Source organism: Porphyrobacter sp. LM 6 (assembly GCF_001720465.1).
Taxonomy (GTDB): Bacteria; Pseudomonadota; Alphaproteobacteria; order Sphingomonadales; family Sphingomonadaceae; genus Erythrobacter.
Map to the genome: position 1 here is coordinate 1,802,064 of NZ_CP017113.1, position 25,746 is coordinate 1,827,809.

Here is a 25,746-nt window from a genome sequence, read left to right on the forward strand (position 1 = left end):
CGACCGCTTCCCTTCAAGATTCCGACCGGCGTTGATGCCCTGAAAGCGCGCGATGCAGCGTTCTGGTCTGCGCACGCGGCCTGGCGCAAGGCTGAGACCGCTTTCGAGGCGTGGCCTCACATGACTGATGAATGCGAGCACGCGCGGGTGCTATTCGATCGTGCGACTGATCTGCGCGATGCGATGCTCTCGACCGGTGTCCGCACCGGTGCGGCGCTGGCGATGAAGCTGGAAGCGGTGCGCGAAGGGGATTGGGGGTCAATCCTCTACGATTTGCCATGCGGAATGACGGTCGCCGAGGTGATCGAGGCCGATGCGGGCCGCATTGCCAAGGCCGAGCTTTGGGGTGCGGATGCCTTCGAGGATATGGCCGAGGGGTGACGGTTGGGGAAAACTTTTGGGGTGGGAAGGGCGCGATTCCGCGCCCTTTTTCGTTCGGCCGAATGTGGGGAGGAACGTGGGGCTGGAATTTCCGATTTCAGAAAATCGTTCAAAATCAGCATACTAATGAGTTGTGTGGCTCCCCGAGTAGGATTCGAACCTACGGCCATTCGATTAACAGTCGAATGCTCTACCGCTGAGCTATCGGGGAGCAACCGGCAGACAAGTCCGCTGGCAGAGGCGCGCCTATATGGGGGGGATTGGCGGATTGCAAGAGGGTATTACCGTCCTGTGGATGATCCTCAGGCGGTAATGAACTGCTCCGCCACGATCCGTTCCTCGAGGCTCTGGCCGGGGTCGAACAGCAGGGTCAGATCGGCATCGCTGGCAATCTGGAGGCGCACCTCGGCGATGTCGCGCAGTTCTTTCTGGTCGGCCACGGCTGCGACCGGGCGCTTAACCGGATCGAGCACCCTCAGGATGATCTTCATCCGATCGGGCAGGATCGCGCCGCGCCAGCGTCGCGGGCGAAATGGGCTGATCGGGGTGAGCGCCAGCAGCCGGCTGTCGAGCGGCAGGATCGGTCCGTGGGCCGAAAGGTTGTAAGCGGTCGACCCTGCGGGCGTTGCCACCAGTACCCCGTCGCAGACCAGTTCCTTGATCCGCACCCGGTCACCCACCGTGACTTCGATCTTGGCGGTCTGGCGGGTTTCGCGCAGCAGCGAGATTTCGTTGATCGCGCGGATCTGGTGCACCTCGCCATCCTGCGTCACCGCTTCGACCAGCAACGGCGCAATCGTCCAGTGGCGCGCCTTGTTGACCCGGGCTGAAATCGCGGCCCGCTTGTCATAACGGTTCATCAGGAATCCGACCGTGCCAAGGTTCATGCCGTAGGCGGGGATCACGCGCCCGGCATCGAGCATGGCGTGGAGCGTTTGCAGCATGAAGCCATCGCCGCCCAGCACCACGGCGGCATCAGCCTCGGCAAGTGGCACCCAGTCGCCCTGGCTCAGCAGAGCGTCGCGGGCTTCCTGCGCACGATCAGTGTCCGACGCGAGCAGCGCCAGCCGCTGATAGGTTGCACCGTTGCTTGATCCATTGCCGGACATCATTCTCCCTCCCAGGGATAAACCCGCGCCAGACCGCTTATCCCCGGCGGGCCAATTGGCGTTTGCCCTGATGTGCCAGATTCGGGCGGATTGCAATTGAGCCGCGCATGACCCGTTTTCAATGACTATGAATGATGCTTGGGGGAGACATGGAACAGCGGCTGACATCTTTGCGCACAAGCACCCGCGGGCGTTTTCCCGCGGTCAGCCCGAGCGCGCTTGAGGCCGACCTGCTTCGCGCGTTCGAGCGCTGCGAGATCGAAGTGCTGTTCCAGCCGCAGTTTTCCTGTGTGACGGGTGCAGTCGTGGGTGGCGAAGCGCTGGCCCGCTGGCGGCATCCGACGCTGGGAGAAATCGGCGCGCGCGATCTGTTCGCGATTGCCGAGCGCGCCGCGCTGGTCGCACCGCTGTCGCGCCATGTGGTCGCCCGGGCGCTCGAAGATGCCGCGACCTGGCCGGCCAATCTCACTTTGTCGCTCAACATCACGCCCGAGGAACTGGGCGATCCGCGCTTTGCGGCCGATTTCGCGGCGCTGATCAGCCGCTCGCCGATTGCGCCGGCGCGGCTGGTGCTGGAGATTACCGAGGACCTGCTGCTGCGCAATCTCGCACAGGCATCCGGCGCGCTGAAGGCATTGCGCGGACTGGGTTTCCGCACCGCGCTCGACGATTTCGGCGCCGGGTTCTGCAACTTCCGATACCTGCGCGAATTGCCGCTCGATGCGTTGAAGCTCGACAAGGTGATGGTCGAGGGTGTGCCGGGCGATGCCACGGCGCTCGCGGTGCTGCGCGCGATGGTGCAACTCGCCAAGGCACTTGGCCTCGCGGTCTATGCCGAGGGGATCGAGGACGAAATCCAGCGCGCCGCGATTACTGCCGAAGGCTGCGATTACTGGCAGGGCTTCTTGCGCGCGCAACCGATGCCGAGCGACGGCGTGGTCGCGCTCGCACGCACGGCACGCGGCATGGGCCACGGCTAGGGGCGTTACGCCGCCTTAGTCGCCTTCGCCGCCTTCCTGACGATACCCGATAGCCCCTTGGTCAGCTGGAACAGCCCGTTGAGGCGGCTCAGCGGGTCGCCCCAGGCGCGATTGATGACCAGCTTCATATCGGGCCGCAACTTGGCGGTGTCCTTCCCGCCTTCATTGAGCCGTGCGACATAGGCGATCAGGCCAGCCGGATCGGGGAAATCATCCTTGTGAAAAGCCACCAGCGTACCGCGCGCGCCGACATCGATCTTGGCGATGTTGGCGGTGATCGCCTGATGCTTGATCTCGATCAGGCGGATAAGGTTCTTGGTCGGTTGCGGCAGATCGCCAAAGCGGTCGATCATCTCGGCGGCAAGGCCCTCGATCTCGCGCTGGTCTTCGGCCTGATTGAGGCGGCGATAGAGCGCCATGCGGACGGCAAGGTCGGGGACGTAGTCCTCGGGGATCATGATCGGGGCATCGACCGTGATCTGCGGTGTCAGCTTGTCGCGCGGCCGTTCGAGGCCCATCTCGCCCGCCTTGGCGGCCAGAATCGCCTCTTCCAGCATTGCCTGATAGAGCTCGAAGCCGACTTCGCGGATGTGGCCCGATTGCTCGTCGCCCAAGAGGTTGCCCGCACCGCGAATATCGAGATCGTGGCTGGCAAGCTGGAAGCCTGCACCAAGGCTGTCGAGATCGCCGAGCACCTTCAGCCGCTTCTGCGCGACTTCCGACAGGGCCACGCCCGCCGGATGTGTCAGGTAAGCATAGGCGCGCAGCTTCGCACGGCCCACGCGCCCGCGCAGCTGGTAGAGCTGGGCGAGGCCGAAGCGGTCGGCGCGGTGGATGATGATGGTGTTGGCTGACGGGATATCGAGCCCGCTTTCGACGATGGTGGTCGATAGCAGCACGTCATACTTTCGGTCATAGAAGGCGCCCATCCGCTCCTCGACCTCGCCAGGGCTCATCTGGCCGTGGGCGGAGACCGATTTGATCTCGGGCACGTGTTCGCGCAGCCATTCCTCGACATCGGCCATGTCGGAAATGCGCGGCACGACGATGAAGCTTTGCCCGCCGCGGTGATGTTCGCGAAGCAGCGCCTCGCGCATCACCATGTCGTCCCATTCCATCACGTAAGTACGCACCGCGAGGCGGTCGACCGGCGGGGTCTGGATGGTGGAGAGTTCGCGTAGGCCGCTCATTGCCATTTGCAGCGTGCGCGGGATCGGGGTTGCGGTGAGGGTCAGCACGTGGACGTCGGCGCGCAGCTGCTTGAGTTTTTCCTTGTGGGTGACGCCGAAGCGCTGTTCCTCGTCCACGATCACGAGGCCGAGGTTCTTGAACTTGGTAGACTTCGACAGGATCGCGTGGGTGCCGATCACGAGGTCGATCTGGCCGCTCTCCAGCCCCTCGCGGGTCTCGGTCGCTTCCTTCGACGAAACGAGGCGGGACAGGCGACCGACCTTGAGCGGGAAGCCCGCAAACCGCTCGGCGAAGTTCTGGTAGTGCTGCCGAGCGAGCAGGGTGGTGGGGGCAACCACCGCTACCTGTTGTCCGGCCATCGCCGCGACGAAAGCGGCGCGCAGCGCGACCTCGGTCTTGCCGAAGCCGACATCGCCGCAGACGAGGCGGTCCATCGGGCGACCGCTTTCGAGATCGGACAGCACGTCGGCGATGGCGCGTTCCTGATCTTCGGTCTCCGACCACGGAAAGCGGTCAGTAAACTGGCCGAGCGTTGCCGGATCGGTCATCAGCGCGGGCGCCTGCCTGAGCGCGCGGGCGGCGGCGACCTGCATCAACTCGCCGGCGATTGCGGTGATCCGTTCCTTGAGCTTCGCGCGGCGGCGCTGCCACGCCTCGCCGCCCAACCGGTCAAGCGCGACCGCCTGTTCGGACGAGCCGTAACGGGTGAGGACGTCGATGTTCTCGACCGGGATGAACAGCTTGTCGCCGCCGGCATATTCCAGCGCGACGCAATCGTGCTGGCTCTTGCCGACCGGGATCGGTTCGAGGCCGAGATAGCGACCGATGCCGTGTTCGACGTGAACCACCAGATCGCCGCGCGAGAGTGCCTGAAGTTCGGCAAGGAAGGCATCGGAATCCTTGCGCTTCTTCTTGCGCCGCACCAGCCGGTCGCCGAGCACATCCTGTTCTGTGACGAGCTCCAGCGTGTCGCTCGAAAAGCCCGTTTCGAGCGGGAGCACCACCACGGCAACCGTGCTCTTTGCCGCTATCCCGAGCGCCTGTTGCCAGTTTTCTGCCACCACAGCGGGCGCGCCCGCTTCGTCGATGATTGCGGCGATGCGGCGCGCACTGCCTGTCGAATAGGCGGCGAGCAGCGGCTTGCGCCCCGCCTTGGAGACGGCCTTGAAGTGGGCTGCGGCAGCTTCGTAGACATTCTCGCCGCGCCCGCGTTCCGGGGTGAAGTCACGCCCTGATCTGAGGCCGAAATCGAGCACATTGGCGCTTCCCTCACCGGCAAAGGCGTTGGCGCGGTGTGCGGGTGCTGCGGCCAGCGCGGCGTCGAATTCGGCGCGGGCCAGATAGAGCGCATCGGGGCCTAGCGGGCGATAGCTGCCCTTCTTATCGCCCGCGATCCGCCCGCGCTGCTCGTGATAGTCGGCAATGTCGGTCAGGCGTTCCTCGGCCGCGCCGAGTGCCGACTGATCGATGATGACGACATCATCCTTGGCCAGGTGATCGAACAGCGTTGCCAGTCGCTCCTCGAACAGCGGGAGCCAGTGTTCCATCCCGGCCAGTCGCCGCCCGTCCGAGATCGCCTCGTAGAGCGGATCCTGCGTGGCATTTGCGCCGAACAGCTCGCGGTAGCGGCTGCGGAAGCGCTTGATGCTCTCATCATCAAGCAGTGCTTCGGACGCGGGCAGGAGCAGGTGGCTGTCGATCCGCTCCACCGTGCGCTGGGTGGCGGGATCGAACAGGCGCAGGCTTTCAAGCTCGTCGCCGAAGAAATCGAGCCGCAGGCCGGCATCGAGGCTGGACGGGAAGATGTCGACGATCGAACCGCGCACCGCGAATTCGCCGTGGTCGATCACCGTGTCGGTACGGCTGTAGCCCTGCCGGGTGAGCAGCGCGGCGAGGCTTTCGTGTCCGATCTGCGTACCCACCCGGAACTCGCGCACGCTCTCCCGCACCCGGAACGGCGTGAGTACCCGCTGGAGCACCGCGTTGACGGTGGTGACCAGCAATTGCTGCGCGCTGCCGGGCTGCTGGAGGCGGTGGAGCGCGGCGAGCCGTTCGGCACTGATCGACAGCGCAGGGCTGGCGCGGTCATAGGGCAGGCAGTCCCACGCGGGGAAGGCAATGACCTCGATCTCGGGCGCGAAGAAGCGCGCGGCATCAGCGGCGGCGCGCATCGCGGCATCATCGGGCGCGATATAGACAGCGCGGCGTTTTGCTGCCCGTGCCAGGTCCGCCAGCACCAACGGCAGGCCCCCGCGCGGAAGCGAGGACAGGGTCAGCGGGTCGCGGGCCGCGAGGATGCGGTTGAGATCAGGCATCGGGTCACTTCACACAGGTCAGAGACAAAGCAGAAGCGCCCCCTGCTCGATCGAGGAGGGGGTGCAACGGGTATCAGCGCAACATCCGCGCGTCCTTGGACAAGTGCGGCGCGGGCGATTGGTTCCGGCCCTTAGCGGCGGGCGCAAGCCTTGTCGAACGCCGCGGCGTTCAGCGCGGGATATCGACGTAATCGAGCTTCTGCATCAGCGCCATCAGCGCACCGCCAAGGTGCGTCGGCGGCACCTGCGAGCCGAGCGCCCAGGCCATGACATCGACGTCATCCTCGTCGAGCAGCGCCTCGAACCAGGCGAGGTCAGCCTCGCCCCATCCGACGTGATAGCGATCGAAGAAACCGCCGATCATGTAATCGGCTTCGCGCGTGCCGCGATGCCAGCTGCGGAACTTCGCACGGGCGAGACGTTGTTCGAAAGTGGGCATATCCGGCATGGGCGGCGCGGTAAGATACTCGCTCCGCGCGCGCAAGCGGGTATAGCATGGCATCATGCGCCCCGAGGCTCTCAATCCGCTGTTCGCTGAAGTCGAAACGCTCGACGGCGTCGGCGCAAAGCTGATGAAGCCGCTCGAAAAGCTCGGCCTGCGCCGCGTCAAGGATCTCGCCTACCACCTGCCCGAACGCTTCGTCAGCCGCCATGCGATCGCCGATTTGGATCAGGGGGGCGAGGGTGAGCAGGTGATCATCGCGCTCACCCCGGTTGAACACCGCGCGCCGCGCGCGGGTAGCCGCGGGCCGTATCGCGTGCTGGCGCAGGACGCGGCGGGGAATATCTGCGCGCTGACGTGGTTCGGAAAGGCCGCCTATACCGCCAAGAAGTTGCTGCCTGTGGGCGAGCGGCGCTGGATTGCGGGGCGGCTCGATCGCTATGGCGACATGCTCCAGATCGTCCATCCCGATCACATCGAGGTCGAGAGCGCGGCGCAGATGGAGCGGCTGAGCGAGCCGGTCTACCGCCTGTCAGAAGGGCTCATCCAGCCGCGCATTGCCGACTTTACCGGGCAGGCGCTGGCGCGGCTTCCAGAGCTGCCCGAGTGGATCGAGCCGGGCCAGCTCGCCCAGAGTGGCTGGCCAGCTTGGCGCGAGGCGCTGCGGCTGGCGCACGAGGGCACCGATCCCAAGGCGCGCGACCGGCTGGCCTATGACGAATTGCTGGCGAACAGCCTCGCGCTGCTGCTGGTCAAGGCGGACGGGCGGCGTCGGCGCGGGCAGGCGCTGGCGGGCGACGGGGCCTTGCGTGCGCGGCTGCAACTGCCCTTCGGCCTGACCGGCGCACAGAAGCGCTCGATTGCCGAGATCGAAGGCGACATGGCGCAGGAAGCCCCGATGCTCCGCCTGCTGCAAGGCGATGTCGGCGCGGGCAAGACGGTGGTGGCATTGAACGCGATGCTGATCGCGGTCGAGGCGGGCAAGCAGGCCGCACTCCTTGCGCCCACCGAAATCCTTGCGCGCCAGCATTTTGAAACCCTGCGCGCCATGCTGGCCCCGACGGGGGTGGAGATCGCGCTCCTCACTGGCCGGGCCAAGGGGCGCGAGCGCGAGAGTATCCTGATGGGGCTGCTCGATGGTTCGATCCAGCTCCTCGTCGGCACCCATGCGATCTTTCAGGACACGGTCAGTTATCGCGATCTGGGCCTTGTGGTGATCGATGAACAGCACCGCTTCGGGGTGGCGCAGCGCCTTGCTCTCGCGGCGAAAGGCCGGCGCGCGCCGCACACGCTGGCGATGACCGCAACCCCGATCCCGCGCTCGCTGACACTGGCGCAATATGGCGAAATGGACGTGAGCCGCCTCGACGAACTGCCGCCCGGTCGGCAAGCGATCGATACCCGCGTGGTGCCGATGGAGCGGCTCGACGAGGTGGTCGCCGGGGTTGAGCGGCACCTTGCGGGCGGTCAGCAGGCCTACTGGGTGTGCCCGATGGTGCGCGAGCTCGACGGCGTGCCTGACCTTGCCGACATCGCTGCCGCCGAGGCGCGTTTTGCGGCCCTGAAAGAGCGGTTCGGCGAGGCGGTGGTGCTCGTGCACGGCCAGCTCCGCCCCGAGGTGAAAGATGCCGCCATGGAGCGCTTTGCGACCGGACAGGCGCGGCTGCTGGTGGCGACCACGGTGATCGAGGTCGGGGTCGATGTGCCTGCGGCGACGCTGATGGTGATCGAGCAGGCCGAACGCTTTGGTCTGGCCCAGCTCCACCAGCTGCGTGGGCGGGTGGGACGGGGGGCGGAGAAGTCCACCTGCCTGCTGCTCCGCTCGGCACAGTTGTCCGAAACCGGGCGCGCGCGGCTGGCGCTGATGCGCGAGACGCAGGACGGGTTCCGGATCGCCGAAGAAGACCTTGCCCTGCGCGGCGGGGGCGAATTGCTCGGCACGCGGCAATCGGGCGAGGCGGCGTTCCACATCGCGAATCTCGAACAAATGCAGAAGCTTCTGCCGATGGCCCATGCCGATGCACGGCTGCTGATCGAACGCGATGGCGGGCTGACCTCGCCCCGCGGCGAGGCGGCGCGGCTGCTGCTGTATCTGTTCGAGCGCGACTGGGGCGTGCAGCTTTTGCGCGGGGGTTAGACCTTCAGCTGCGCCGCATCCCTGGCGAGTTGGGCAACGAGGGCTTCGACGCCTTCGCTGATGATCGCCCAGGTCGCCTCGAAATCGGCGATATCGCCGTAGTAGGGATCGGGCACCGGTTCGCCGCGGCGGTCCTCGATCGCGTCCATCAGCATCGCCACCCGCGCCGTGTCTTCGCGCGGGGCGCGGGCGCGCAATCCGCCGAGGTTCGCGCTGTCGAGCGCGATGATGTGGGTGAAGCGATAGAAATCGTCCGGCTCCACCTGCCGCGCGGATTGTCCTGCGATATCAATCCCGTTGGCAGCGGCGGTCGCGATGGCGCGGGGATCGGGCGGGTTGCCGATGTGGTAGGAGGCTGTGCCGGCGGAATCGACTGTGCACACCAGCCCGTGCCGCTGCGCAGCCGCGCGGAACGCACCTTCGGCCATCGGTGACCGGCAGATATTGCCGAGACACACGAACAGCACCGATATGTTCTGATCAACCCCCCCAGGCATCGCGCGGCCCTATGGCAGGCAGACGGCCTTGTCCATCACAAAGTGGTCAATGTTCTACGTGGAACATTGTGAAAATAGGGCCAAAAGGGGGTCTAGAGGGGGTCTAAGGGGGGTCTAGCAGGGGTCTGGCGCAGGCTGGCGGCGTTCACGCAGCCGCAGCGGGACGCGGCGAGGTGCTCGCCAGGACCTCCTCGACGATCCGCCGGATATTGACCTTCGCCTTCAGCCGCGCGCCCAGCAGCGCCGTGCCGGAAACCTTCCTCTGCACGAACAGCGTCTCGATCGGCGGAAAGGCCCAGGTGTCCTTGTCCTGTGCGATCGCCCAGCCTTCCTCGCGCAGCAGCGGGATGAAGGCGCGGTCGCCGAAATCGAACGGCGCATCGGCGCGCATTTCGTTGATGACGATATCGATCATCCGGTTCACCCGATCAGGGTGCTTTTCGGCGACAATCGGCATCATGAACCCGGCTTCGATGGTTGCAGCGAGCACTTCCTGTGCATTGCCCCGCAGGCCCGCATCGAGCATCTTGCGATAGCCGTTCGCCACTACCGGATCGACCGGACGGCACGCACCGAAATCGAGCAGCACGATCTCGCCCGTTTCGCGGCGGTAGCGGAAATTGGCGAAGTTCGGATCGGTCTGCATCACGCCGAAATCGAACAACTCGCTTGTCACCAGCCGGATCAGGCGGGCGAACACCTCGTCGCGGCGCTCGGGGCTTTCCTGTCCCAGTTCCTCGATGCTCACGCCCTCTTCAAAACTCATCGCGAGGATCGAGCCCCGCGTCAGTCCTTCGTGCAGGCGCGGGACGACAAAGCCCGGCGTGCCCGCCAGCTGCTCGCGATAGAGCGCCATCTGTGCGCCTTCGCGTTCGTAATCGGCCTCTTCGTGAAGCTGCTGCTTGGCCGCCGCCATCAGCTTGTCCATCTCCAGCTCGGGCGGGGCAAAGCCGGCGATCTTGAGCAGCGTCACGACATTATCGACATCGCTGTCGATCGATTTGGCGACGCCGGGATACTGCACCTTGATCGCCAGTTCCTCGCCATCGCGGGTCAGCGCCTTGTGCACCTGTCCGATAGAGGCGGCGGCGATGGGGCGCGGATTGAACCAGCGGAAGTTCTTGCGCCAGTCCGGCCCCCATTCGCTCTTGAGCACCTGATCAAGCTGGCGAGTGGGCATGAAATTGGCCTGATCGCGCAAGGTCGCGAGGATCTTGGAAAGCTCCTCGGGCAGGAAATCGCCCGCATCGAGGCTGATCATCTGACCCATCTTCATCGCCGCACCGCGCAGGTGGGAAAGGCGATCGGTCAGGCGCTGGACATTGCCGGGGGTGAGGATCAGGTCGCGCGGGGAAATGCTCTCGCCGCTGGCGAGCCGCCGCGCGCCTTCCGCCACCATGCCGCTCGCCACCCCGCCCACCAGCCGCCCGAAGGTGCCGAGCCGCGCCACGCGGCCCGCCGGCACCGCGCGCTGGCGGCTGCGATCATCGGGCAGCTTGTCGAAATCGGGAATCTTGTCGTCGTCGGACACGGGGAGAGGGTTCCGGTTGCAGGGAGGCTTTGATTGCTAACGGTCGGGGCGGGGCGGTGTTCCCCTCCTCAGGAGATGCACAATCCCCCATCAACCGGCAGGCATTGGCCGGTGATGTAATCCGAATGGGGCGAGGCAAGGAACACCGCCAGCCCTTCCAGCCCCGCGTGATCGCCGGGGCGGCGCAGCGGGATGCGGCGGCTCATCCATTCGGCGAATTTCGGGTCGGCCTTGGCGGTGATGTCGGTTTCGTAATAGCCGAAAAGCAGCGCGTTGGCGGTGATCTGGTAGCGCGCCAGTTCAAAGGCGGCGGCGCGGGTGAGGCCGTTGAGCGCCGCCTTGGATGCGGCATAGTCCGACGAGCGGTTGACCCCCATGATCGACTGGCCGGAGGAGGTCGCGATCAGCTTGCCGCCCGCATCGCCATCCTTGGCGCGGGCGATCATGTGGCGGCTGACATGCTTGTAGACCAGCGCCGCGCCGCGGGTGTTGACCGCCATCGTGTGATCCCAGCCTTCGGCGGTGATATCGGGGATCGCGGTGCCTGCGCCCGAAATCCCGGCATTGGCAAAGCACGCATCGATCCGCCCGAAGTTGCCGATGACGTTGCCGATCGCCGCCTCGATCGCGGCATCATCGGCAACGTCGCAGGTCAGCGCCAGCACATCGCCATCGCCAAGAGCGCGCAACTCCTCGAGCGCGGCAGCGTTCTTGGCGGGATTGCGGGCGAGGATTGCGACATGGGCGCCCGCCTTGGCGAGCCCGCGCGCCATTGCCAGGCCAAGGCCGCCATTGCCGCCGGTGATAATGGCCACGTGGCCGGTCAGATCGAACAGGTTCATGGGGGCAAGTGGTGGCGCAATCGCGGGGCCGGTGCAAGACCGCCGGGAACCGCTGCGCGCGACAGGCTTTGAGCCGCCATGGACGGACAATCTTCACTCACTCCCGCCGCCCGCGTGCTGGGATACGCCGGGCTTGCCCCTCAGGTTATCTGCCTTGCGATGGTGCTGATGGGCCATGAATGGCGCTATTCCGCGCTGGCGGGCGGATTTGCCTATGCGGCCGCGATTTTCAGCTTCCTTGGCGGGGTGTGGTGGGGGCAGGCGCTTGCCAGCGGGCGCGCTACAACAGGGGCCTATGTGTTGGCGGTGATGCCGAGCCTGCTCGTGGTGGCGCTGTTCCTGCCCTGGACCTTCGGTTGGGAATGGCCTGGCCCCGCGCTGCTCTATCTCGGCGCGCTGATCCTCGGCTCGCCGCTGATCGACCGCGCGCTGGGCTTTGCGACGCCCGATTTCCTGCGGCTGCGCTGGCATCTCTCGATCGGGCTGGGCGGGCTGACGATTGCGCTCGGAATGGTGGCGCCGCAGGTGATCTGAGGGCACTTACGTTTTGCAGCCCTACCGCTTCGCTGCTTGAGGGCACGTCGTTTGCGATGAATTAACCAAAGGTGGCCTAGGGCTACCCGTGGTTAACCATTGGAAATGCGCGTTTGATGTCCCGCCTTTTGCAATCTCTGACAGCACGCCTGCGCCGCGCGCCCGGCCCCGTTGCTGTGGACGCGGCACTGCTCAGGGGCGAACTGAACGGGCAATCGGGCGCGGCGCTGCTGCGGCGCAAGCGCACCAAGGTGGCGGTGTTCGCGGTGATCTTCGGGTTCATCGCGGCCGCGATCAACCTGCCCGGACCGGCGGAGGACTTCTACCGCGCCCTACGCGCCGAAATCCGCTCGCGTCCCGCGCCGCAGGACATCGCGATGATCGCGATCGACGACAAGACAATGAATGCCCTCCAGCGAACATACCCGACGCGTTTCGAGGATAGCCGCCTGCTCGACAAATTGGTCGCCTCTGGCGTCAAGAGGATCATCTTTGATCGCGCCCACGGCGCCCCACAAACTGCAGAAGCAGATGCGCTCTTCGCATCGACGCTGGCGCGGCACTCGGGCAAGATTTGGCTCGGCTTTGCGCCCCGCTATCAGCGCGGCATGCAGGCCTATGATGAAATTTTGCCGCTTCCGGCCTTCCGCCGCCATGCGCCCCTTGCGGCTATGACGGCCCAAACCAGCGCGTTTGACCTCGCGGTCCTTGTGCCTACTCGCGTTGAACTGAATGGCGTTAGCAAGCCATCACTGTCTGCGGTTCTGGCAGATTTTCGAGGGCCAGAGCGCAATTTCCGTCCCGATTTGGCCTTCGATCCGAGTACCGTTCCGACCTTCAGCTACATTGATGTGATCCAAGGTCGCGTGTCGGTACAGCGGCTTGCAGGTAAGTCCGTTGTGGTTGGTGACGCATTTCTTGAGTCACCGGATTACTTCCGAATGCCTCTGCGCGATGGCCGCGTCCCGGGGGCCTACATGCATATCGTGGCTGCCCATACCTTGAAGCGAGGCATACCCGTCGACTCGATGTTCGTACCCGCGTTGCTGGCCGCGGCGCTTGTGATGGCGGCCTACATCATGGGACGGACGCGGTCGGTCCGCACGCTCGGCTTCGTCGCTGTCGCGTTGCTCGCCGCGCCGTTCGTCCTCGACGAGTTCGGGGTCAACATGGACGTCATGTCCGCGCTGCTGGCTTTGCTTGTGGCAGGGATCGGCTTCGCCCGGATCAACCGCAAGTATTACAGCACCGAGGTCGACGCGATGACCACTGCGGCGATCAGTTCGGACAAGCCGAGCGAAGAGCATGATGTCTACGCGCTCAAAATCGCAAACCTTGCCGAAATGTCCGAAGGCTGGTCGGAGCGCGAGATCGGCGAATTCGTCAACGCCCTGATCACTTACGTCAAGGGACCGGGCGAAGTGGGCGATGTGGCATTCGAGCGGGATATGCTGGTGTGGATGGCGCCGCGACTTGCTAGCGCCAGTCTCGAACGGCACGCCGATGGTCTCGCCCTGATGCTCAAGACCGCGATCAGCCACGATTGGCAGTCGGCCAGCAGCGCACCGGCGCTGGGGATCGACACCAACCACGAACTGCCGCTCGACCAGCGCATCCGCAAGGCGATGCAGACCGCCGAAGAGGCCGCATCGCGCGGGGCGCGCTTCATCATCAACGACGCCGCCCAGCTCGAGGCGCGCAATCTGCGGATCGGGCTGCTGCGGGTGCTGGAGAAGGGCCTGCGCGAACGCAGCATCGCGGTCGCCTATCAGCCCAAGGTCGACCTTGCGACCGGACGCATCGTGGGGGCGGAAACGCTGATCCGCTGGCGCCCCGACGGCGGCGATCTGGTCAATCCGCAGGAACTGGTGCTGGCCGCCGAGGCGGGTGACCTCATCAACGAGCTGACTCTGGTAGTGATGGAGGCCGCGCTCCATGATGCCAAGCAGGCGATCGCGCTCGATCCCGGGTTCAAGCTCGCCGTGAATATGTCGGCCAAGAGCCTGAGCGACACTCATCTGCTGTTCGAGCTGATGACGATGCTCGGCCGCCACGGCTTCCCGCCGGAAAACCTGACGCTGGAACTGACTGAAACGGCCAAGCTCGAAGACAAGCGAATCGCACCGCAGCTTGCCGCGCTCAAAGCCCGCGGGATCGGCCTGTCGATCGACGATTTCGGCACCGGTCAATCGAACCTCGAATATATCGAGAAGCTTCCCAGCACCGAGCTCAAGATCGACAAGCGCTTCGTCCAGCACATGGCAACCTCGGAAGAAAGCCGCGCAGTGGTGCGCGCCACGATCGAGATTGCGCACTCGCTGGGCAAGGTGGTCGTCGCTGAAGGGGTCGAGGACCAGAGCGTGGCGGCCGCGCTGCGCGCGATGGGTTGCGACCAAGGGCAGGGCTACTTGTTCTCGCGGGCGATTCCCATGCGCGAACTTTTGCGCCTGATGGGCGGCGGGAGAATCGTAGTTAACAGTTGATTAAGGTTAATAATGTGTTAAAAGGTCTCCGACATTTGGTCGCATGTAGGAGACTTTTTATGTGGGATATCTGGGGCTGGGCTTCGAAGCTCTTCGGTTCGTCGAAGTAAGATAGAGCCGTAAAATTCACACAAAAAGCCTCGGAATTTCCGAGGCTTTTTTGTTTTAGGGCTAATGCGCCTGATGCGCTGGGGCAGCCGAATGCCGCCAATAGGCGCGGCATGGCTGCTGGCCAGAATCGTTGCGAATCATGGTTAAAGCGCAGCCCGCTCGGCGCGGGCGAAATTGGTCGTGGATAGCAGCCCGATAGCGAACTGTCTCCAGTAAAAAATTCAATAATAACAGTGGTGTAATAAAATTAACCGTCTGGATTGTAGCCAAGAAATAGGCATGCCCGTGTTAGTGCAGGCAGTGAGAAGGTTCTGTTGCCCTGACTGGCCGGCCCTAACGCAGTAGTTCTGCTACCAACGATGGTTTCTTCTCAATCATGGCTAGCAGCACCTGGGCCGGACCAGTCGGGCGACGTCGGCCATGCTCCCAATTGAGCAATGTGCCCTTGGCTACACCAATGCTTCGGGCGAATGCGCCTTGCGACAGCCCTGTTCTCGCTCTGATGGCGGCGACATCGACGGCAGGCACCTCGACGTGATGGACATTCGAGCCGACATGCTGGCCTTGGGTAAAGGCAAGAGCCTCATTAAGACCCTGCATAATGCTGTCATGTGCGTTCATTGGCTGCCTCCATAGGTATCGACCAGGATCTTGCTTAGCTGGATCGCTGCTGCCTGTTCGGCCTTGGTCAAATTGTCTTTCTCATTTTTGGCGAACACTGTGACCAGAAATATGGGCATGTGCGTGCCGCCAAAAACGTAGATGGTCCGGTATCCGCCGCTCTTGCCACCGCCTTCGCGGGGGATCCTTACCTTGCGTAGGCCACCGCCCAAAGACACTCCCGCATCCGGGTTTGCCGCGATATAGTTCACAAGACCGAGGCGTTCGGCCTCGGTCATGATGGCCTTCGCCCGTCGAAGGAACTCGGGCAGCTCCACGACGGTCTGTAAAGTGGTCATGAAGCCTTATTTATACGTCAATGACCCATAGGTCAATGACGTATGGCTGGGCGCGCTGTCACCTCATTCCAGCATTACATACCGTCCCAGGCGACGCGATCCGACAAAGATGATTCTACCGTTGTCCCGCAACACCCCTATGTCACGTTTCGCGGTTCTCAGCGTGACCTGCCAATGGTTGGCGATGTCCTCGGCGGTGCATTTCTCATTTCGTGCGACTCGCTCCAGAAACCATTCTTGTCTCGGGTTAAGTCCGGAAAACTCGGCACAATTTATGGTGACATCGATGTCACCATAAATGTCACCAATAATGTCACCATAATCAGTGCCGGTTTCGACCTCTGTGCCCGGTCGATCATCGGTTCCAAGATCAATCCTAGCGGTCACTTGCGGCGTTGGCGGCTGGGCGCTCGCATCGGAAATCAGCTCCAAAACCAGTGCCTGGACGGCCGCCGATTTTGCGAAAAGTCTCATCAAGAAATACCCGCTTGGCCCGGATTCGCCGCTCAGCCAATTCTTGACGCTGCGCTCACTTGCGTTGGTCCAGCCCATGATCGTTTTGACTGATCGATGCGTGTCGCCATGCTCCTCTTTCAAAGCGTCCGCGATCAACTCGGCATAGTCCTTTGGCGACTTCGCCAGCCCCACCCACAGGTGCAACATCTTGCCCTTTTTCGGCAACATCCTCCGTCCTTTCCCCCGTTACATTCGCGTGTGTGCGGAACGGTAGGCAGAGGCGCTGATCGGACTGCAGCTGGTGGACGCCCTGGACTGCTGCGGCGGCTTAATTTGAAAGGGCGTGAGTTGAGCAACTGGCACTACGAGGACGGGGGGAAGCGCCCTGAACAAACAGGGCGCAATGTAAGGGCGGCTGAATATGTCCGTATGTCCACGGACCACCAGAAATACTCGACCGAGAACCAGGCAGATGCGATCCGCCACTACGCCACTGCGCGGGGTATCGACATTGTTCGTACCTATGCGGATGCGGGTAAGAGCGGCCTGAAGATCGAAGGGCGCGACGCCCTTAAGCAACTCATCGATGATGTTCAGTCTGGCTTAGCCGACTACACCATGATTCTCGTTTACGACATTAGTCGCTGGGGGCGTTTCCAGGACGCGGATGAAAGCGCCTACTACGAGTACATCTGCAAGCGCGCTGGGATTGCAGTCCAGTACTGCGCGGAGCAATTCGAGAACGATGGCAGTCCAGTTTCGACTATCGTCAAAGGCGTCAAACGCGCCATGGCAGGGGAATATAGCCGAGAGCTCTCAACCAAGGTGTTCGCTGGGCAGGGCAGGCTGATCGAGAAAGGCTACCGCCAGGGTGGCCCTGCGGGCTTTGGACTTCGCCGAACCCTGATCGACGAGAGTGGAGCAATCAAAGGCGTTTTGGGGCGCGGCGAGCACAAGAGCATCCAAACCGACCGGGTTATTTTGACGCCGGGCCCAGAAGAGGAAACAGATACTGTTCGTCAGATCTATCACGCCTTCGTGCATGGAGGCCGCAGTGAGCGCGAGATCGCGGAAGACCTCAACGCCAGGGGGATCCTGACCGACCTCGACCGCCCATGGACCCGCGGCACCGTTCACCAGCTACTGATCAATGAGAAATATGTCGGCGACAACGTTTGGAACCGCCGTTCGTTCAAACTGAAGAAGAAGCGCGTACAGAATGCGCCCGAGATGTGGATTCGGTCTCAGGGTGCGTTCGAGGGCATCGTAGAGCGGGATCTGTTTGAAGCTGCCCATTCGATCATTGCGGCGCGTTCGTTCCGACTGTCAGATGATGAAATGCTGGAAGCCTTGCGCGGGCTCTATGCCAGCAAAGGCCTGCTCTCGGGGATCGTCATCGACGAGTGCGATGGTTTGCCCTCAAGCAGTGCCTATAGCTCCCGTTTCGGCAGCCTGCTGAGAGCCTATAGCCTGGTGGGGTTCACTCCAGACCGGGACTACCGGTACGTCGCGATCAATCGAACCCTGCGCCAGATGCATCCCGATGTTCTCAGGCAGGTACTGGACGGGCTGCGTGGGCAGGGCAGCGATGCCTGGCAGGATCTCACTTCCGACAGCGTCATCGTCAATGGCGAGTTCAGCCTGTCGATCGTCATAGTCCGATGCCTAGTCACGCCAACGGGCCTGCTGCGCTGGAAGATGCGCTTCGACACATCAGCCATGTCAGACATCACGATCGTGGTGCGCATGGACATAGACAATAGGGCGCCGCTCGATTTCTACCTGTTCCCGCGGATCGACGTAACCTCCGAGCGGCTAAGGATGGCCGAAGACAATGGCCTGAGCCTCGACGCCTATCGTTTCGACACCCTGGACTACCTCTATGAAATTGCCGCCCCAGTCAGCATTGCGGAGGCTGCCTGATGACCGAAATGGGCTCGCAACAGATCGAGATGATTCCGATTTCACGGATTAACGTGCTCAACCCCCGTTCCCGCAACAAGCGGCAGCACCGTGAAATCGTGAACAATATCGAGGCAATCGGCTTGAAACGGCCGATCACAGTCAGCTTGCGGCAGGGGCCGGGTGGGCCAAGATATGACTTGGTCTGCGGGCAAGGGCGCCTTGAGGCGTTTCAGATGCTGGGACAGGAGGAAATCCCGGCCGTCGTGATCGAGGCGGCTGAGAATGAATGCCTCGTCATGAGCTTGGTCGAGAATATCGCGCGCCGGGTTCAGCGCCCGATCGATGTGATGAAGGAAATCGGCGAACTCAGGAAACGGGGCTACAGCGAGGCTGATATCGCCCGGAAGATCGGTGTCCATAACTCTTGGGTCAGCATGGTAGTATCGCTGCTCGAGCGCGGCGAGGATCGACTTTTGTCGGCAGTTGAAACTGGTCTCATACCGATAACGATGGCCATGGAGGTGGCAAAGGCTGAAACAGAAGAGGCTCAAAACCTTCTGCTCGAAGCCTATGAATCGGGGAAACTGAAAGGCAAAAAGCTCGCATCTGTCCGTCGCCTGCTTGATCGGCGCCTGCGGAGCAAGAATAAAGGAATTCATTCAGGCCGGTCGGGTTCGCGCGGTGGCAACCGCCGCATAACGGCAAACGACCTGCTGCAGGTCTATCAACGCGAAGCCGAGAAACAGCGCCTGCTCGTGAAGAAATCTGACTTCACCCAGACCCGCCTTCTTTTCGTTGTCGAGGCTATCAAAGATCTCCTGAGCGACGAGGGGTTTACCACCTTACTAAGGGCTGAGGGTCTGGAAACCATGCCACGGGCGCTTGCTATCAAGATTGCGGGAGGCCTGGATGGCTGACTGGCTCCCTCAGCACGTTATCGAAGCTTCTGACGATCCAGACGTTCATCTGGCTTTTGAACGCCAGACCGTTTCAGTCCCGATTTCTGTCATTGTGCCGTTGAAGTCGCTCCGCGAAGGTATTCGCGAGAGCAAGAAATATGCCCAAATTGTAAATTCGATCAAAGCGATCGGGTTGGTTGAAGCGCCAGTCATCATCGCTGACACGCAGCATTCTGGGCGGTACTTTCTGCTCGATGGGCACTTGCGCATCGAGGCACTCAAAGAGCTCGGCACCGAAACGGTCGATTGTCTCGTGGCGACCGACGATGAGACTTACACCTACAACAAGCGTGTAAATCGCCTGCCGCCTCTTCAGGAACATCGCATGATCGCGCGAGCAGTAGAGCGAGGGGTGGCGCCGACCGTGATAGCCGAGGCTTTAGGGCTGGATGTCGCGTCGATACACCGCAAATTTCGCTTACTGGATGGAATCTGCCCCGAGGCCGCGGAGATACTGAAAGACACCATCTGTCCGATGAACGCTTTCGACATTTTGCGCCGCATGTCACCCACGCGGCAAATCGAAGCGGCAGATCTGATGGTCGGTCAGAACAATTTTAGCCTGATGTTCGCAAAAGCTCTTCTGGCCGCAACGCCGGACGATCAGCTCGCGAAGCAACCGAAGAAAGATAAGAAGGCCGATGCGAATGGCCCGACGGCCCAGCAGATCGCTCGAATGGAGCGGGAGCTTGCAGCCCTGCAGACGCAGGTGAAATCGGTCGAAGACAGCTACGGCATCGACAACCTGCACCTTACCGTAGCGCGCGGATACATAGTCAAGCTCCTAAGTAATGCCCTCATCGTTCGGTGGCTTTCTCAGCATCACCAGGAATATCTCAGCGAGTTCCAGCGGATCGCGGAAATGGAGTCGATCGCGCCGGCATCAGCCACGCTGCCAATTCAAGATTGAGTGTGATGGGGACCCGGACCCGATAAGCGCGGGGACCATGGGAGAAGCCGCACTGTGGGGCGGATCGAGCATGGGTGTGGGGATGGCGGCGAACCCGCTCGGAGCCCACTAGGCCGGCCGTCATAAGGACCGGCCGCATGCGCGGTGTTGCCGCGCATGATGTATGAACGGGCGTGCCGGTTATGTGGCGAGCCGGCACGCCCCAAGAGATCGCGCTAATATGATCAAGAATGCTCCGCTGACTTTTTCAGCATTCTAGCAACGCCCTTGGCCAATATTTCACCGACCTCAGCCAGCCTCTCCTTGGCGGTCATTTCGTTGGGGTCTGGGCTGCCGGGGGGCCAATGAAGCGTCTTTGGGCGGGGCGCTGGATACAGATCACCCACAAGAGAGGGCTTCTTTGCAAGCAATGCGAGCAAAACCTTGGCGGCTCCTGTCGGCTGTCGGCGGCCTTGTTCCCAGTTTACCAAGGTGCCCAGAGGCACCCCGATGCTTGCCGCGAAAGCGCTTTGTGACATTCCGGCCTTGGCCCTAATCGCGGATACGTTGACAACTGGCACGTGGGCACGAGGCGGGCGGGTTATCAGATCGTCAGGTGATGCGACGCTTACAGAGACCTTCACGGCTTTCCATGGTTTGCGCTTTTGCCTCATTCCCGATTGCTATTTTGCGTCCCAAACTACGTCAATGGCGTAGTAACATTGCCTGTGCCCGCCACTGTAATTCCAGCACTTTTCCCCGCTAGCTGACGGGAGGCAATAGCAGTCTGAAGTCTGGGCTAAGCCGTCGCGTTTTGGAAACTGTGATTGCCCGTTCCGGGCTCTAGAAACAGCAGAATTCTGTGACCTAGCCCATCTCCGGTCCAGAGGTTGTGGAAAAAATATTGGCTGTTTTGGGGGTGAAATTGGAAAATCTCCAAATTTCTCCGTTCTGAAAAACCCCAGAATTCTGCCGTTTTTCGGCCCCCTTGGGGCAGTTTTGAATTCGCGCGTATTGAATGGTCGGGGAGAGAGGATTCGAACCTCCGGCCCCTGCCTCCCGAAGACAGTGCTCTACCAGGCTGAGCTACTCCCCGACCGTGTCGGTCCCGCATGACGAAATCGCCACGCGGGTCGAGGCAAGGCGCGCCCTATAGGTGTGGATGAGGTGAGTGGCAAGCGGGCAATTGCGCTCTATAGTCACAAGCATGGCGAGCGCAGCGATTCCCCTTTCTGACCCTCAATCCGGCGGGGCGAAACCGCACCCCGAACAGCAATATCTCGATCTGATGCGACAGATCTGGGAGGGCGGGAGCGAGCGGATCGATCGCACCGGAATCGGCACGCGTTCGGTCTGCGGGGCGATGCTGCGATTCGATCTGGCCGGCGGGGCGATGCCGCTGCTCACCACCAAGCGGGTCTACTGGAAGACCGCCACGCGCGAGCTGCTGTGGTTCCTGACCGGCGAAACCAACATCCGCCCGCTGGTGCTGCAAGGCGTGAAGATCTGGAATGAGTGGCCCCACGCCAATTATGTCCGCGAAACCGGCGATGCGATCAGCCTCGATGATTTCGTCGCGCGAATCGCCGAGGACGAGGCTTTTGCTACACGCTGGGGCGATCTCGGCCCGGTCTATGGCAAGCAGTGGGTCGATTGGCCGACCTACCGCTACCGGCCCGACGGGCTCTATGAGAAGGGCGAGGGCATCAACCAGATTGCCCAGGTGATCGAATCGCTGCGCACCAGCCCCGGTAGCCGCCGCCACATCATCGAAGGCTGGAACGTCGCCGAGCTTGACCGCATGGCGCTGCCGCCGTGCCACAAGACCTACCAGTTCCATGTCGCGGGGGAGGGCGATCAGGCCCGCCTCAATTGCGTGCTCTACCAGCGCAGCTGCGATGTCGCGCTCGGCCTGCCGTTCAACCTGTGGTCGGCCGCGCTTCTGACAGCGATGATCGCGCAGCAGGTGGCGATGGAGCCGGGCGAGCTGGTGTGGATGGGGGGCGATGTGCACCTCTATCTCAACCACGCGCATCTGATCGAGGAGCAGCTCTCCCGCCAGCCACAGGGTCACCCCCGGCTGGAGATCACGCGCAAGCCCGAAACAATTTTCGACTACGATATCGCCGATTTCGTGGTGCATGATTACGCGCCGCTCCCCCCGATCAGCGCACCTGTTGCGGTGTGATCGCCAACCCGTCACCGTGCTTGACCGCTCTCGGGCGTTGAAATAAAAATACGTATTCAAGCAATGATCGCACCCGCTTTCGCGCGGGGGCCAGCACGGGGAGAGCGCGATACATGGCCGATCCAGCGAAACCGCAGGACAGCAACCGCCCGGCGCTCGCGCTGCATGTGCCCGAGCCCAAATATCGTCCCGGCGATCCGGCCGATTTCTCGCATATCGACATCGGCAAGGCCGGCGCATCGCCGCGTCCTGACGAAGGCATCCACCCTTCGCAGATGGCCGATCTGGCCTATGGTCTGGTGCGGGTGCTGGGCGAGGATAATCAGGCGCACGGCCCCTGGAATCCGCGGCTCGATCCGGAAACCCTGCGCACCATGCTCGGCCACATGGCGCTGGTGCGCGCCTTCGACGAACGCATGTTCCGCGGCCAACGGCAGGGCAAGACCAGCTTCTACATGAAGTGCACCGGCGAGGAGGCGACTTCGGTTGCGGCCTCGATGGCGCTGGCGAGCGATGACATGGTCTTCCCCTCCTATCGCCAGCAGGGCATCCTGATCGCGCGCGGCTATCCGCTGATCGAGATGATCAACCAGATCTATTCGAACAAGGCCGACAAGCTGAAGGGCCGCCAGCTGCCGATCATGTATTCGAGCCGCGAGCACAGCTTCTTCTCGATTTCCGGCAACCTTGCGACGCAGTGCCCGCAGGCAGTGGGATGGGCGATGGCGAGCGCGGTGAAGGGCGACAGCAGGATTGCCGCGAGCTGGGTGGGCGAGGGCTCGACTGCGGAGGGCGACTTCCATTCGGCATGCACCTTTGCCGCCGTCTACAACGCACCGGTGATCCTCAACGTGATCAACAACCAGTGGGCGATTTCGAGCTTTTCTGGCTTTGCCGGGGCCGAGCGCACTACCTTTGCCGCGCGCGGGCTGGGCTATGGCATCGCGGCCCTGCGGGTCGACGGCAATGACGCGCTCGCCTGCTATGCCGCCGCCGAGTGGGCCGCCAACCGCGCCCGCGGCAACCACGGCCCGACGCTGATCGAATACTTCACCTACCGCGCTGAAGGTCACTCCACCTCGGATGACCCCTCGGGCTACCGCTCGGCGCAAGAGCGCGAGGAATGGCCGCTCGGCGATCCGATCAATCGGCTCAAGAACCACCTGATCGCCATCGGCGAATGGGACGAGGACCGGCAGGCGGCGATGGACCTCGAATGCGCCGAACGCGTGAAGGCCACCACCAAGGAGGCCGAAAAGAACGGCATCCTCGGCCACGGCCTCCATCACCCGTTCCACACCATGTTCGAGGATGTCTACGAAGAGCTGCCCTGGCACCTCGAGGAACAGGCCGAACAGGCGATCCGCGAACGCATTGCCAAGTTCGGCACGGAAAGGCCCTTCGGATGAGCGAGCACCCTGCGACCTTGGACGAAAACGTGATCGAAGAGCGCCGCCTCAACATGATCGAGGCGATCAACGAGGCGCTCGACATCATGCTCGAACGTGATCCCGACGTGATCATCATGGGCGAGGATGTCGGCTATTTCGGCGGCGTTTTCCGCGCGACCGCCGGGCTTCAGGCCAAGCATGGCAAGACCCGCGTGTTCGACACCCCGATTTCCGAATGTGGGATCATCGGCGTGGCGGTGGGGATGGGGGCCTATGGCCTGCGTCCGGTGCCGGAAATCCAGTTCGCCGATTACATCTACCCCGGCCTTGACCAGCTGATCTCGGAAGCCGCGCGCCTGCGCTATCGTTCGGCGGGGGACTACATCGCGCCGATGACGGTGCGCTCGCCCTTCGGCGGCGGCATTTTCGGCGGCCAGACCCACAGCCAGAGCCCCGAGGCGCTGTTCACCCACGTTGCGGGCCTCAAGACTGTGATCCCGGCCACCCCGCACGATGCCAAGGGCCTGCTGATCGCCGCGATCGAAGACAATGATCCGGTGATCTTCTTCGAGCCCAAGCGCATCTACAACGGCCCCTTCACCGGCTTCTATGACAGGCCGGTCGAGCCGTGGAAGAAGCACCCGGATTCTGTGGTACCCGAAGGCTACTACAAGATCCCGCTCGGCAAGGCGCGCACCGTGCGCGAGGGCGAGCAGCTGACGGTGCTGGCCTATGGCACGATGGTGCACGTCGCCGAGGCGGTCTGCACCGCCAAGGGCGTGGACGCAGAAATCCTCGATCTGCGCACGCTGGTGCCGCTCGACATCAAGGCGATCGAAGCTTCGGTCGAAAAGACCGGCCGCTGCCTGATCGTCCACGAGGCGACCCGCACCAGCGGCTTCGGCGCCGAGCTTTCGGCGCTGGTTACCGAACGCTGCTTCTACCACCTCGAAGCCCCGGTCGAACGCGTCACCGGCTTCGACACGCCCTATCCCCACAGCCTCGAATGGGCCTATTTCCCCGGCCCTGTCCGCATCGGCGAGGCCATCGACAAGCTTCTGAAGGACTGATCGCACCATGGCGAAGTTCACATTCAACATGCCCGACGTGGGCGAAGGCGTGGCCGAGGCGGAAATCGTCGAATGGCACGTCAAGGTCGGTGATCGGGTCGAGGAAGACCAGCACCTCGTCGACGTGATGACCGACAAGGCGACGATCGACATCGAAAGCCCGGTGGCCGGCGTGGTCACGCAGCTGGCGGGCGAGGTGGGTGACACCATCGCCATCGGCGCGATGCTGCTGGTGATCGAGGCAGACGGCGAAGTGTCCGAGGCGCAGGCCGAGGCTGCGGCTGAGCAGATCGAGCATGACATGTCGGACGCGGACGAGGCGGATGTGGCACCCGCTCCCGAACCCGTCCAAGACGAACCTGCCGCAGCACCGGCCCCGGCGGTGCCCGCTCCGGTGGCCACCGCGCATAAGGTCCTCGCCAGCCCCGCCGTGCGCCAGCGCGCGCGCGATCTCGGGATCGATCTGGCTCAGGTAAAGCCCGCCGAAGATGGCCGTGTGCGCCACGGCGATCTCGACGCCTTCCTCGCTTACAACGCCGGCAGCGGGTTTGCCCCCTCAGGCAAGCCGCGCGCTGACGAGGCGATCAAGGTCATCGGTCTGCGCAAGCGCATCGCGCAGAACATGGCCGCCGCCAAGCGCCACATCCCGCACTTCACCTATGTCGAAGAGTGCGATGTCACCGATCTGGAAACCCTGCGCGCCCAGTTGAACGAGGGCCGTGGTGACCGGCCGAAGCTCACCATGCTGCCGCTGCTGATCACCGCGATCTGCAAGGTGATCCCGCAATTCCCGATGATCAACGCGCGCTATGATGACGAGGCGGGCGTGGTGACGCGCTATGGCTCCGTGCATCTCGGCATGGCGGCGCAGACCGACAGCGGGTTGATGGTTCCGGTGATTCGCGACGCGCAGAGCCGCAACCTGTGGCAGCTTGCCCGCGAGATCGGCCGTCTGGCCGAAGCCGCGCGCACCGGCAAGGCGAGCTCGGACGAGCTTTCGGGCTCGACGCTGACCGTCACGTCGCTCGGGCCGCTCGGCGGGGTGGCGACCACACCGGTCATCAACCGCCCCGAAGTCGCAATCATCGGCCCCAACCGCATTGTAGAGCGCCCGATGTTCGTCCCCGACGGCATGGGCGGCGAGCGAATCGCCAAGCGCAAGCTGATGAACATCTCGATTTCCTGCGACCACCGGGTGGTCGACGGGCACGACGCGGCGAGCTTCATTCAGGGCGTGAAGCGTCTGATCGAAACCCCGGCGCTGCTGCTGGTCGATTAGGCGAAAATATTGCGCCAGAGGCCGTGCACAGGGCGTTGACAGCCCGCCAGCGCGGTCCTAATGGCGCTGCTCCACGAGCGGGACGGCATCGCCGGAA

The 25,746-nt window shown here is 63.1% G+C and carries 22 protein-coding genes and 2 tRNA genes; 12 read left to right on the forward strand and 12 right to left on the reverse strand.

The window, feature by feature from the left end:
- Positions 1 to 120 precede the first annotated feature (120 nt).
- Entirely contained in the window at positions 121 to 381 is a 261-nt protein-coding gene (locus tag BG023_RS14735; RefSeq protein ID WP_150122836.1) for a hypothetical protein, read from the forward strand.
- Between the two features lie 136 nt (positions 382 to 517).
- Here the strand turns inward: BG023_RS14735 and BG023_RS08610 are convergent.
- Both BG023_RS08610 and BG023_RS08615 read right to left on the reverse strand, forming a co-directional pair.
- A tRNA-Asn gene (locus BG023_RS08610) sits at positions 518 to 592 on the reverse strand.
- A gap of 91 nt (positions 593 to 683) precedes the next feature.
- Complete coding sequence (locus BG023_RS08615) at positions 684 to 1,493, reverse strand: NAD kinase (protein WP_233992963.1); 810 nt, start codon at positions 1,491 to 1,493, stop codon at positions 684 to 686.
- Between the two features lie 128 nt (positions 1,494 to 1,621).
- Between BG023_RS08615 and BG023_RS08620 the strand changes: the two genes are divergently transcribed.
- Positions 1,622 to 2,470: an EAL domain-containing protein gene (locus BG023_RS08620; protein WP_233992964.1), complete on the forward strand. Its 849-nt coding sequence runs from the start codon at positions 1,622 to 1,624 to the stop codon at positions 2,468 to 2,470.
- Positions 2,471 to 2,475: 5 nt separating this feature from the next.
- Here BG023_RS08620 and mfd read toward each other — a convergent pair whose 3' ends face one another.
- Entirely contained in the window at positions 2,476 to 5,976 is a 3,501-nt protein-coding gene (gene mfd, locus BG023_RS08625; protein WP_069310084.1) for a transcription-repair coupling factor, read from the reverse strand.
- Between the two features lie 169 nt (positions 5,977 to 6,145).
- Complete coding sequence (locus tag BG023_RS08630) at positions 6,146 to 6,424, reverse strand: FAD assembly factor SdhE (RefSeq protein WP_069311226.1); 279 nt, start codon at positions 6,422 to 6,424, stop codon at positions 6,146 to 6,148.
- Between the two features lie 55 nt (positions 6,425 to 6,479).
- On the opposite strand from BG023_RS08630, the gene recG reads away from it, so the two are divergent.
- Positions 6,480 to 8,555, forward strand: coding sequence for an ATP-dependent DNA helicase RecG (recG, locus tag BG023_RS08635; protein WP_069310085.1), 2,076 nt, complete (start codon positions 6,480 to 6,482; stop codon positions 8,553 to 8,555).
- Here recG and BG023_RS08640 read toward each other — a convergent pair.
- From BG023_RS08640 to BG023_RS08650, 3 genes are all read right to left on the reverse strand, one after another.
- A complete protein-coding gene (locus BG023_RS08640; RefSeq protein ID WP_069310086.1) occupies positions 8,552 to 9,052 on the reverse strand; it encodes a low molecular weight protein-tyrosine-phosphatase in 501 nt (166 codons plus the stop codon). The two genes, recG and BG023_RS08640, sit on opposite strands and share 4 nt — an antisense overlap.
- Positions 9,053 to 9,197: 145 nt before the next feature.
- Positions 9,198 to 10,583, reverse strand: a complete 1,386-nt coding sequence (locus BG023_RS08645) for an ABC1 kinase family protein (RefSeq protein ID WP_233992965.1) — start codon at positions 10,581 to 10,583, stop codon at positions 9,198 to 9,200.
- Between the two features lie 68 nt (positions 10,584 to 10,651).
- Positions 10,652 to 11,425 (reverse strand): SDR family NAD(P)-dependent oxidoreductase, encoded by a 774-nt coding sequence (locus BG023_RS08650; protein WP_069310087.1) that lies wholly within the window; start codon positions 11,423 to 11,425, stop codon positions 10,652 to 10,654.
- A 78-nt stretch (positions 11,426 to 11,503) separates the two neighbouring features.
- On the opposite strand from BG023_RS08650, the gene BG023_RS08655 reads away from it, so the two are divergent.
- Entirely contained in the window at positions 11,504 to 11,959 is a 456-nt protein-coding gene (locus tag BG023_RS08655) for a DUF3429 domain-containing protein (protein WP_069310088.1), read from the forward strand.
- A gap of 116 nt (positions 11,960 to 12,075) precedes the next feature.
- The gene (locus BG023_RS08660) at positions 12,076 to 14,442 is read left to right on the forward strand and encodes an EAL domain-containing protein (RefSeq protein WP_083234625.1); all 2,367 of its coding nucleotides are present in this window, start codon (positions 12,076 to 12,078) and stop codon (positions 14,440 to 14,442) included.
- A 444-nt stretch (positions 14,443 to 14,886) separates the two neighbouring features.
- On the opposite strand, the gene BG023_RS14540 is transcribed toward BG023_RS08660, so the two are convergent.
- The 3 genes from BG023_RS14540 to BG023_RS14740 all read right to left on the reverse strand — a co-directional run bounded on the left by BG023_RS14540 (position 14,887) and on the right by BG023_RS14740 (position 16,196).
- Positions 14,887 to 15,174 (reverse strand): helix-turn-helix domain-containing protein, encoded by a 288-nt coding sequence (locus BG023_RS14540; protein WP_083234626.1) that lies wholly within the window; start codon positions 15,172 to 15,174, stop codon positions 14,887 to 14,889.
- Positions 15,171 to 15,512, reverse strand: coding sequence for a type II toxin-antitoxin system RelE/ParE family toxin (locus tag BG023_RS08665; protein ID WP_069310090.1), 342 nt, complete (start codon positions 15,510 to 15,512; stop codon positions 15,171 to 15,173). The genes BG023_RS14540 and BG023_RS08665 overlap by 4 nt, the downstream gene beginning before the upstream one ends.
- 63 nt (positions 15,513 to 15,575) lie before the next feature.
- Positions 15,576 to 16,196 (reverse strand): hypothetical protein, encoded by a 621-nt coding sequence (locus BG023_RS14740; RefSeq protein ID WP_069310091.1) that lies wholly within the window; start codon positions 16,194 to 16,196, stop codon positions 15,576 to 15,578.
- Between the two features lie 120 nt (positions 16,197 to 16,316).
- On the opposite strand from BG023_RS14740, the gene BG023_RS08675 reads away from it, so the two are divergent.
- Genes BG023_RS08675 through BG023_RS08685 form a run of 3 tightly spaced genes read left to right on the forward strand, consistent with a single transcriptional unit; the run spans position 16,317 to position 19,742 of the window.
- Positions 16,317 to 17,891 carry a recombinase family protein gene (locus BG023_RS08675; protein WP_083234627.1) on the forward strand — a complete coding sequence of 525 codons (1,575 nt, stop codon included), beginning with the start codon at positions 16,317 to 16,319 and terminating at the stop codon, positions 17,889 to 17,891.
- The gene (locus BG023_RS08680) at positions 17,891 to 18,790 is read left to right on the forward strand and encodes a plasmid partitioning protein RepB C-terminal domain-containing protein (RefSeq protein ID WP_069310093.1); all 900 of its coding nucleotides are present in this window, start codon (positions 17,891 to 17,893) and stop codon (positions 18,788 to 18,790) included. Before BG023_RS08675 ends, BG023_RS08680 begins: the two co-directional genes overlap by 1 nt.
- A complete protein-coding gene (locus BG023_RS08685) occupies positions 18,783 to 19,742 on the forward strand; it encodes a plasmid partitioning protein RepB C-terminal domain-containing protein (protein WP_069310094.1) in 960 nt (319 codons plus the stop codon). Before BG023_RS08680 ends, BG023_RS08685 begins: the two co-directional genes overlap by 8 nt.
- Before the next feature lie 224 nt (positions 19,743 to 19,966).
- Here BG023_RS08685 and BG023_RS14550 read toward each other — a convergent pair whose 3' ends face one another.
- Positions 19,967 to 20,395 (reverse strand): helix-turn-helix domain-containing protein, encoded by a 429-nt coding sequence (locus BG023_RS14550; protein ID WP_083234628.1) that lies wholly within the window; start codon positions 20,393 to 20,395, stop codon positions 19,967 to 19,969.
- 345 nt (positions 20,396 to 20,740) lie between these two features.
- A tRNA-Pro gene (locus tag BG023_RS08690) sits at positions 20,741 to 20,817 on the reverse strand.
- Between the two features lie 111 nt (positions 20,818 to 20,928).
- On the opposite strand from BG023_RS08690, the gene thyA reads away from it, so the two are divergent.
- The 4 genes from thyA (at position 20,929) to BG023_RS08710 (ending at position 25,649) form a co-directional block, all read left to right on the forward strand.
- Positions 20,929 to 21,909: a thymidylate synthase gene (thyA, locus tag BG023_RS08695; RefSeq protein WP_069310095.1), complete on the forward strand. Its 981-nt coding sequence runs from the start codon at positions 20,929 to 20,931 to the stop codon at positions 21,907 to 21,909.
- Between the two features lie 113 nt (positions 21,910 to 22,022).
- Positions 22,023 to 23,318, forward strand: a complete 1,296-nt coding sequence (locus tag BG023_RS08700) for a 3-methyl-2-oxobutanoate dehydrogenase (2-methylpropanoyl-transferring) subunit alpha (RefSeq protein ID WP_069310096.1) — start codon at positions 22,023 to 22,025, stop codon at positions 23,316 to 23,318.
- A complete protein-coding gene (locus BG023_RS08705) occupies positions 23,315 to 24,370 on the forward strand; it encodes an alpha-ketoacid dehydrogenase subunit beta (RefSeq protein WP_069310097.1) in 1,056 nt (351 codons plus the stop codon). Before BG023_RS08700 ends, BG023_RS08705 begins: the two co-directional genes overlap by 4 nt.
- Before the next feature lie 7 nt (positions 24,371 to 24,377).
- Positions 24,378 to 25,649, forward strand: a complete 1,272-nt coding sequence (locus BG023_RS08710; RefSeq protein ID WP_069310098.1) for a dihydrolipoamide acetyltransferase family protein — start codon at positions 24,378 to 24,380, stop codon at positions 25,647 to 25,649.
- Positions 25,650 to 25,746 lie beyond the last annotated feature (97 nt).

Excerpts from the sequence above, each read along its gene's own strand:
- BG023_RS08700 (WP_069310096.1), top strand. The coding sequence starts at position 22,023 with ATGGCCGATCCAGCGAAACCGCAGGACAGCAACCGCCCGGCGCTCGCG.
- BG023_RS08630 (WP_069311226.1), bottom strand. The coding sequence starts at position 6,424 with ATGCCGGATATGCCCACTTTCGAACAACGTCTCGCCCGTGCGAAGTTC.
- BG023_RS08665 (WP_069310090.1), bottom strand. The coding sequence starts at position 15,512 with ATGACCACTTTACAGACCGTCGTGGAGCTGCCCGAGTTCCTTCGACGG.
- BG023_RS08680 (WP_069310093.1), top strand. The coding sequence starts at position 17,891 with ATGACCGAAATGGGCTCGCAACAGATCGAGATGATTCCGATTTCACGG.
- thyA (WP_069310095.1), top strand. The coding sequence starts at position 20,929 with ATGGCGAGCGCAGCGATTCCCCTTTCTGACCCTCAATCCGGCGGGGCG.
- BG023_RS14550 (WP_083234628.1), bottom strand. The coding sequence starts at position 20,395 with ATGAGGCAAAAGCGCAAACCATGGAAAGCCGTGAAGGTCTCTGTAAGC.
- BG023_RS08650 (WP_069310087.1), bottom strand. The coding sequence starts at position 11,425 with ATGAACCTGTTCGATCTGACCGGCCACGTGGCCATTATCACCGGCGGC.
- BG023_RS08660 (WP_083234625.1), top strand. The coding sequence starts at position 12,076 with ATGTCCCGCCTTTTGCAATCTCTGACAGCACGCCTGCGCCGCGCGCCC.
- BG023_RS14740 (WP_069310091.1), bottom strand. The coding sequence starts at position 16,196 with ATGTTGCCGAAAAAGGGCAAGATGTTGCACCTGTGGGTGGGGCTGGCG.
- BG023_RS08620 (WP_233992964.1), top strand. The coding sequence starts at position 1,622 with ATGATGCTTGGGGGAGACATGGAACAGCGGCTGACATCTTTGCGCACA.
- BG023_RS14540 (WP_083234626.1), bottom strand. The coding sequence starts at position 15,174 with ATGAACGCACATGACAGCATTATGCAGGGTCTTAATGAGGCTCTTGCC.
- BG023_RS14735 (WP_150122836.1), top strand. The coding sequence starts at position 121 with ATGACTGATGAATGCGAGCACGCGCGGGTGCTATTCGATCGTGCGACT.
- mfd (WP_069310084.1), bottom strand. The coding sequence starts at position 5,976 with ATGCCTGATCTCAACCGCATCCTCGCGGCCCGCGACCCGCTGACCCTG.
- BG023_RS08685 (WP_069310094.1), top strand. The coding sequence starts at position 18,783 with ATGGCTGACTGGCTCCCTCAGCACGTTATCGAAGCTTCTGACGATCCA.
- BG023_RS08705 (WP_069310097.1), top strand. The coding sequence starts at position 23,315 with ATGAGCGAGCACCCTGCGACCTTGGACGAAAACGTGATCGAAGAGCGC.
- BG023_RS08655 (WP_069310088.1), top strand. The coding sequence starts at position 11,504 with ATGGACGGACAATCTTCACTCACTCCCGCCGCCCGCGTGCTGGGATAC.
- BG023_RS08640 (WP_069310086.1), bottom strand. The coding sequence starts at position 9,052 with ATGCCTGGGGGGGTTGATCAGAACATATCGGTGCTGTTCGTGTGTCTC.
- BG023_RS08710 (WP_069310098.1), top strand. The coding sequence starts at position 24,378 with ATGGCGAAGTTCACATTCAACATGCCCGACGTGGGCGAAGGCGTGGCC.
- BG023_RS08615 (WP_233992963.1), bottom strand. The coding sequence starts at position 1,493 with ATGATGTCCGGCAATGGATCAAGCAACGGTGCAACCTATCAGCGGCTG.
- recG (WP_069310085.1), top strand. The coding sequence starts at position 6,480 with ATGCGCCCCGAGGCTCTCAATCCGCTGTTCGCTGAAGTCGAAACGCTC.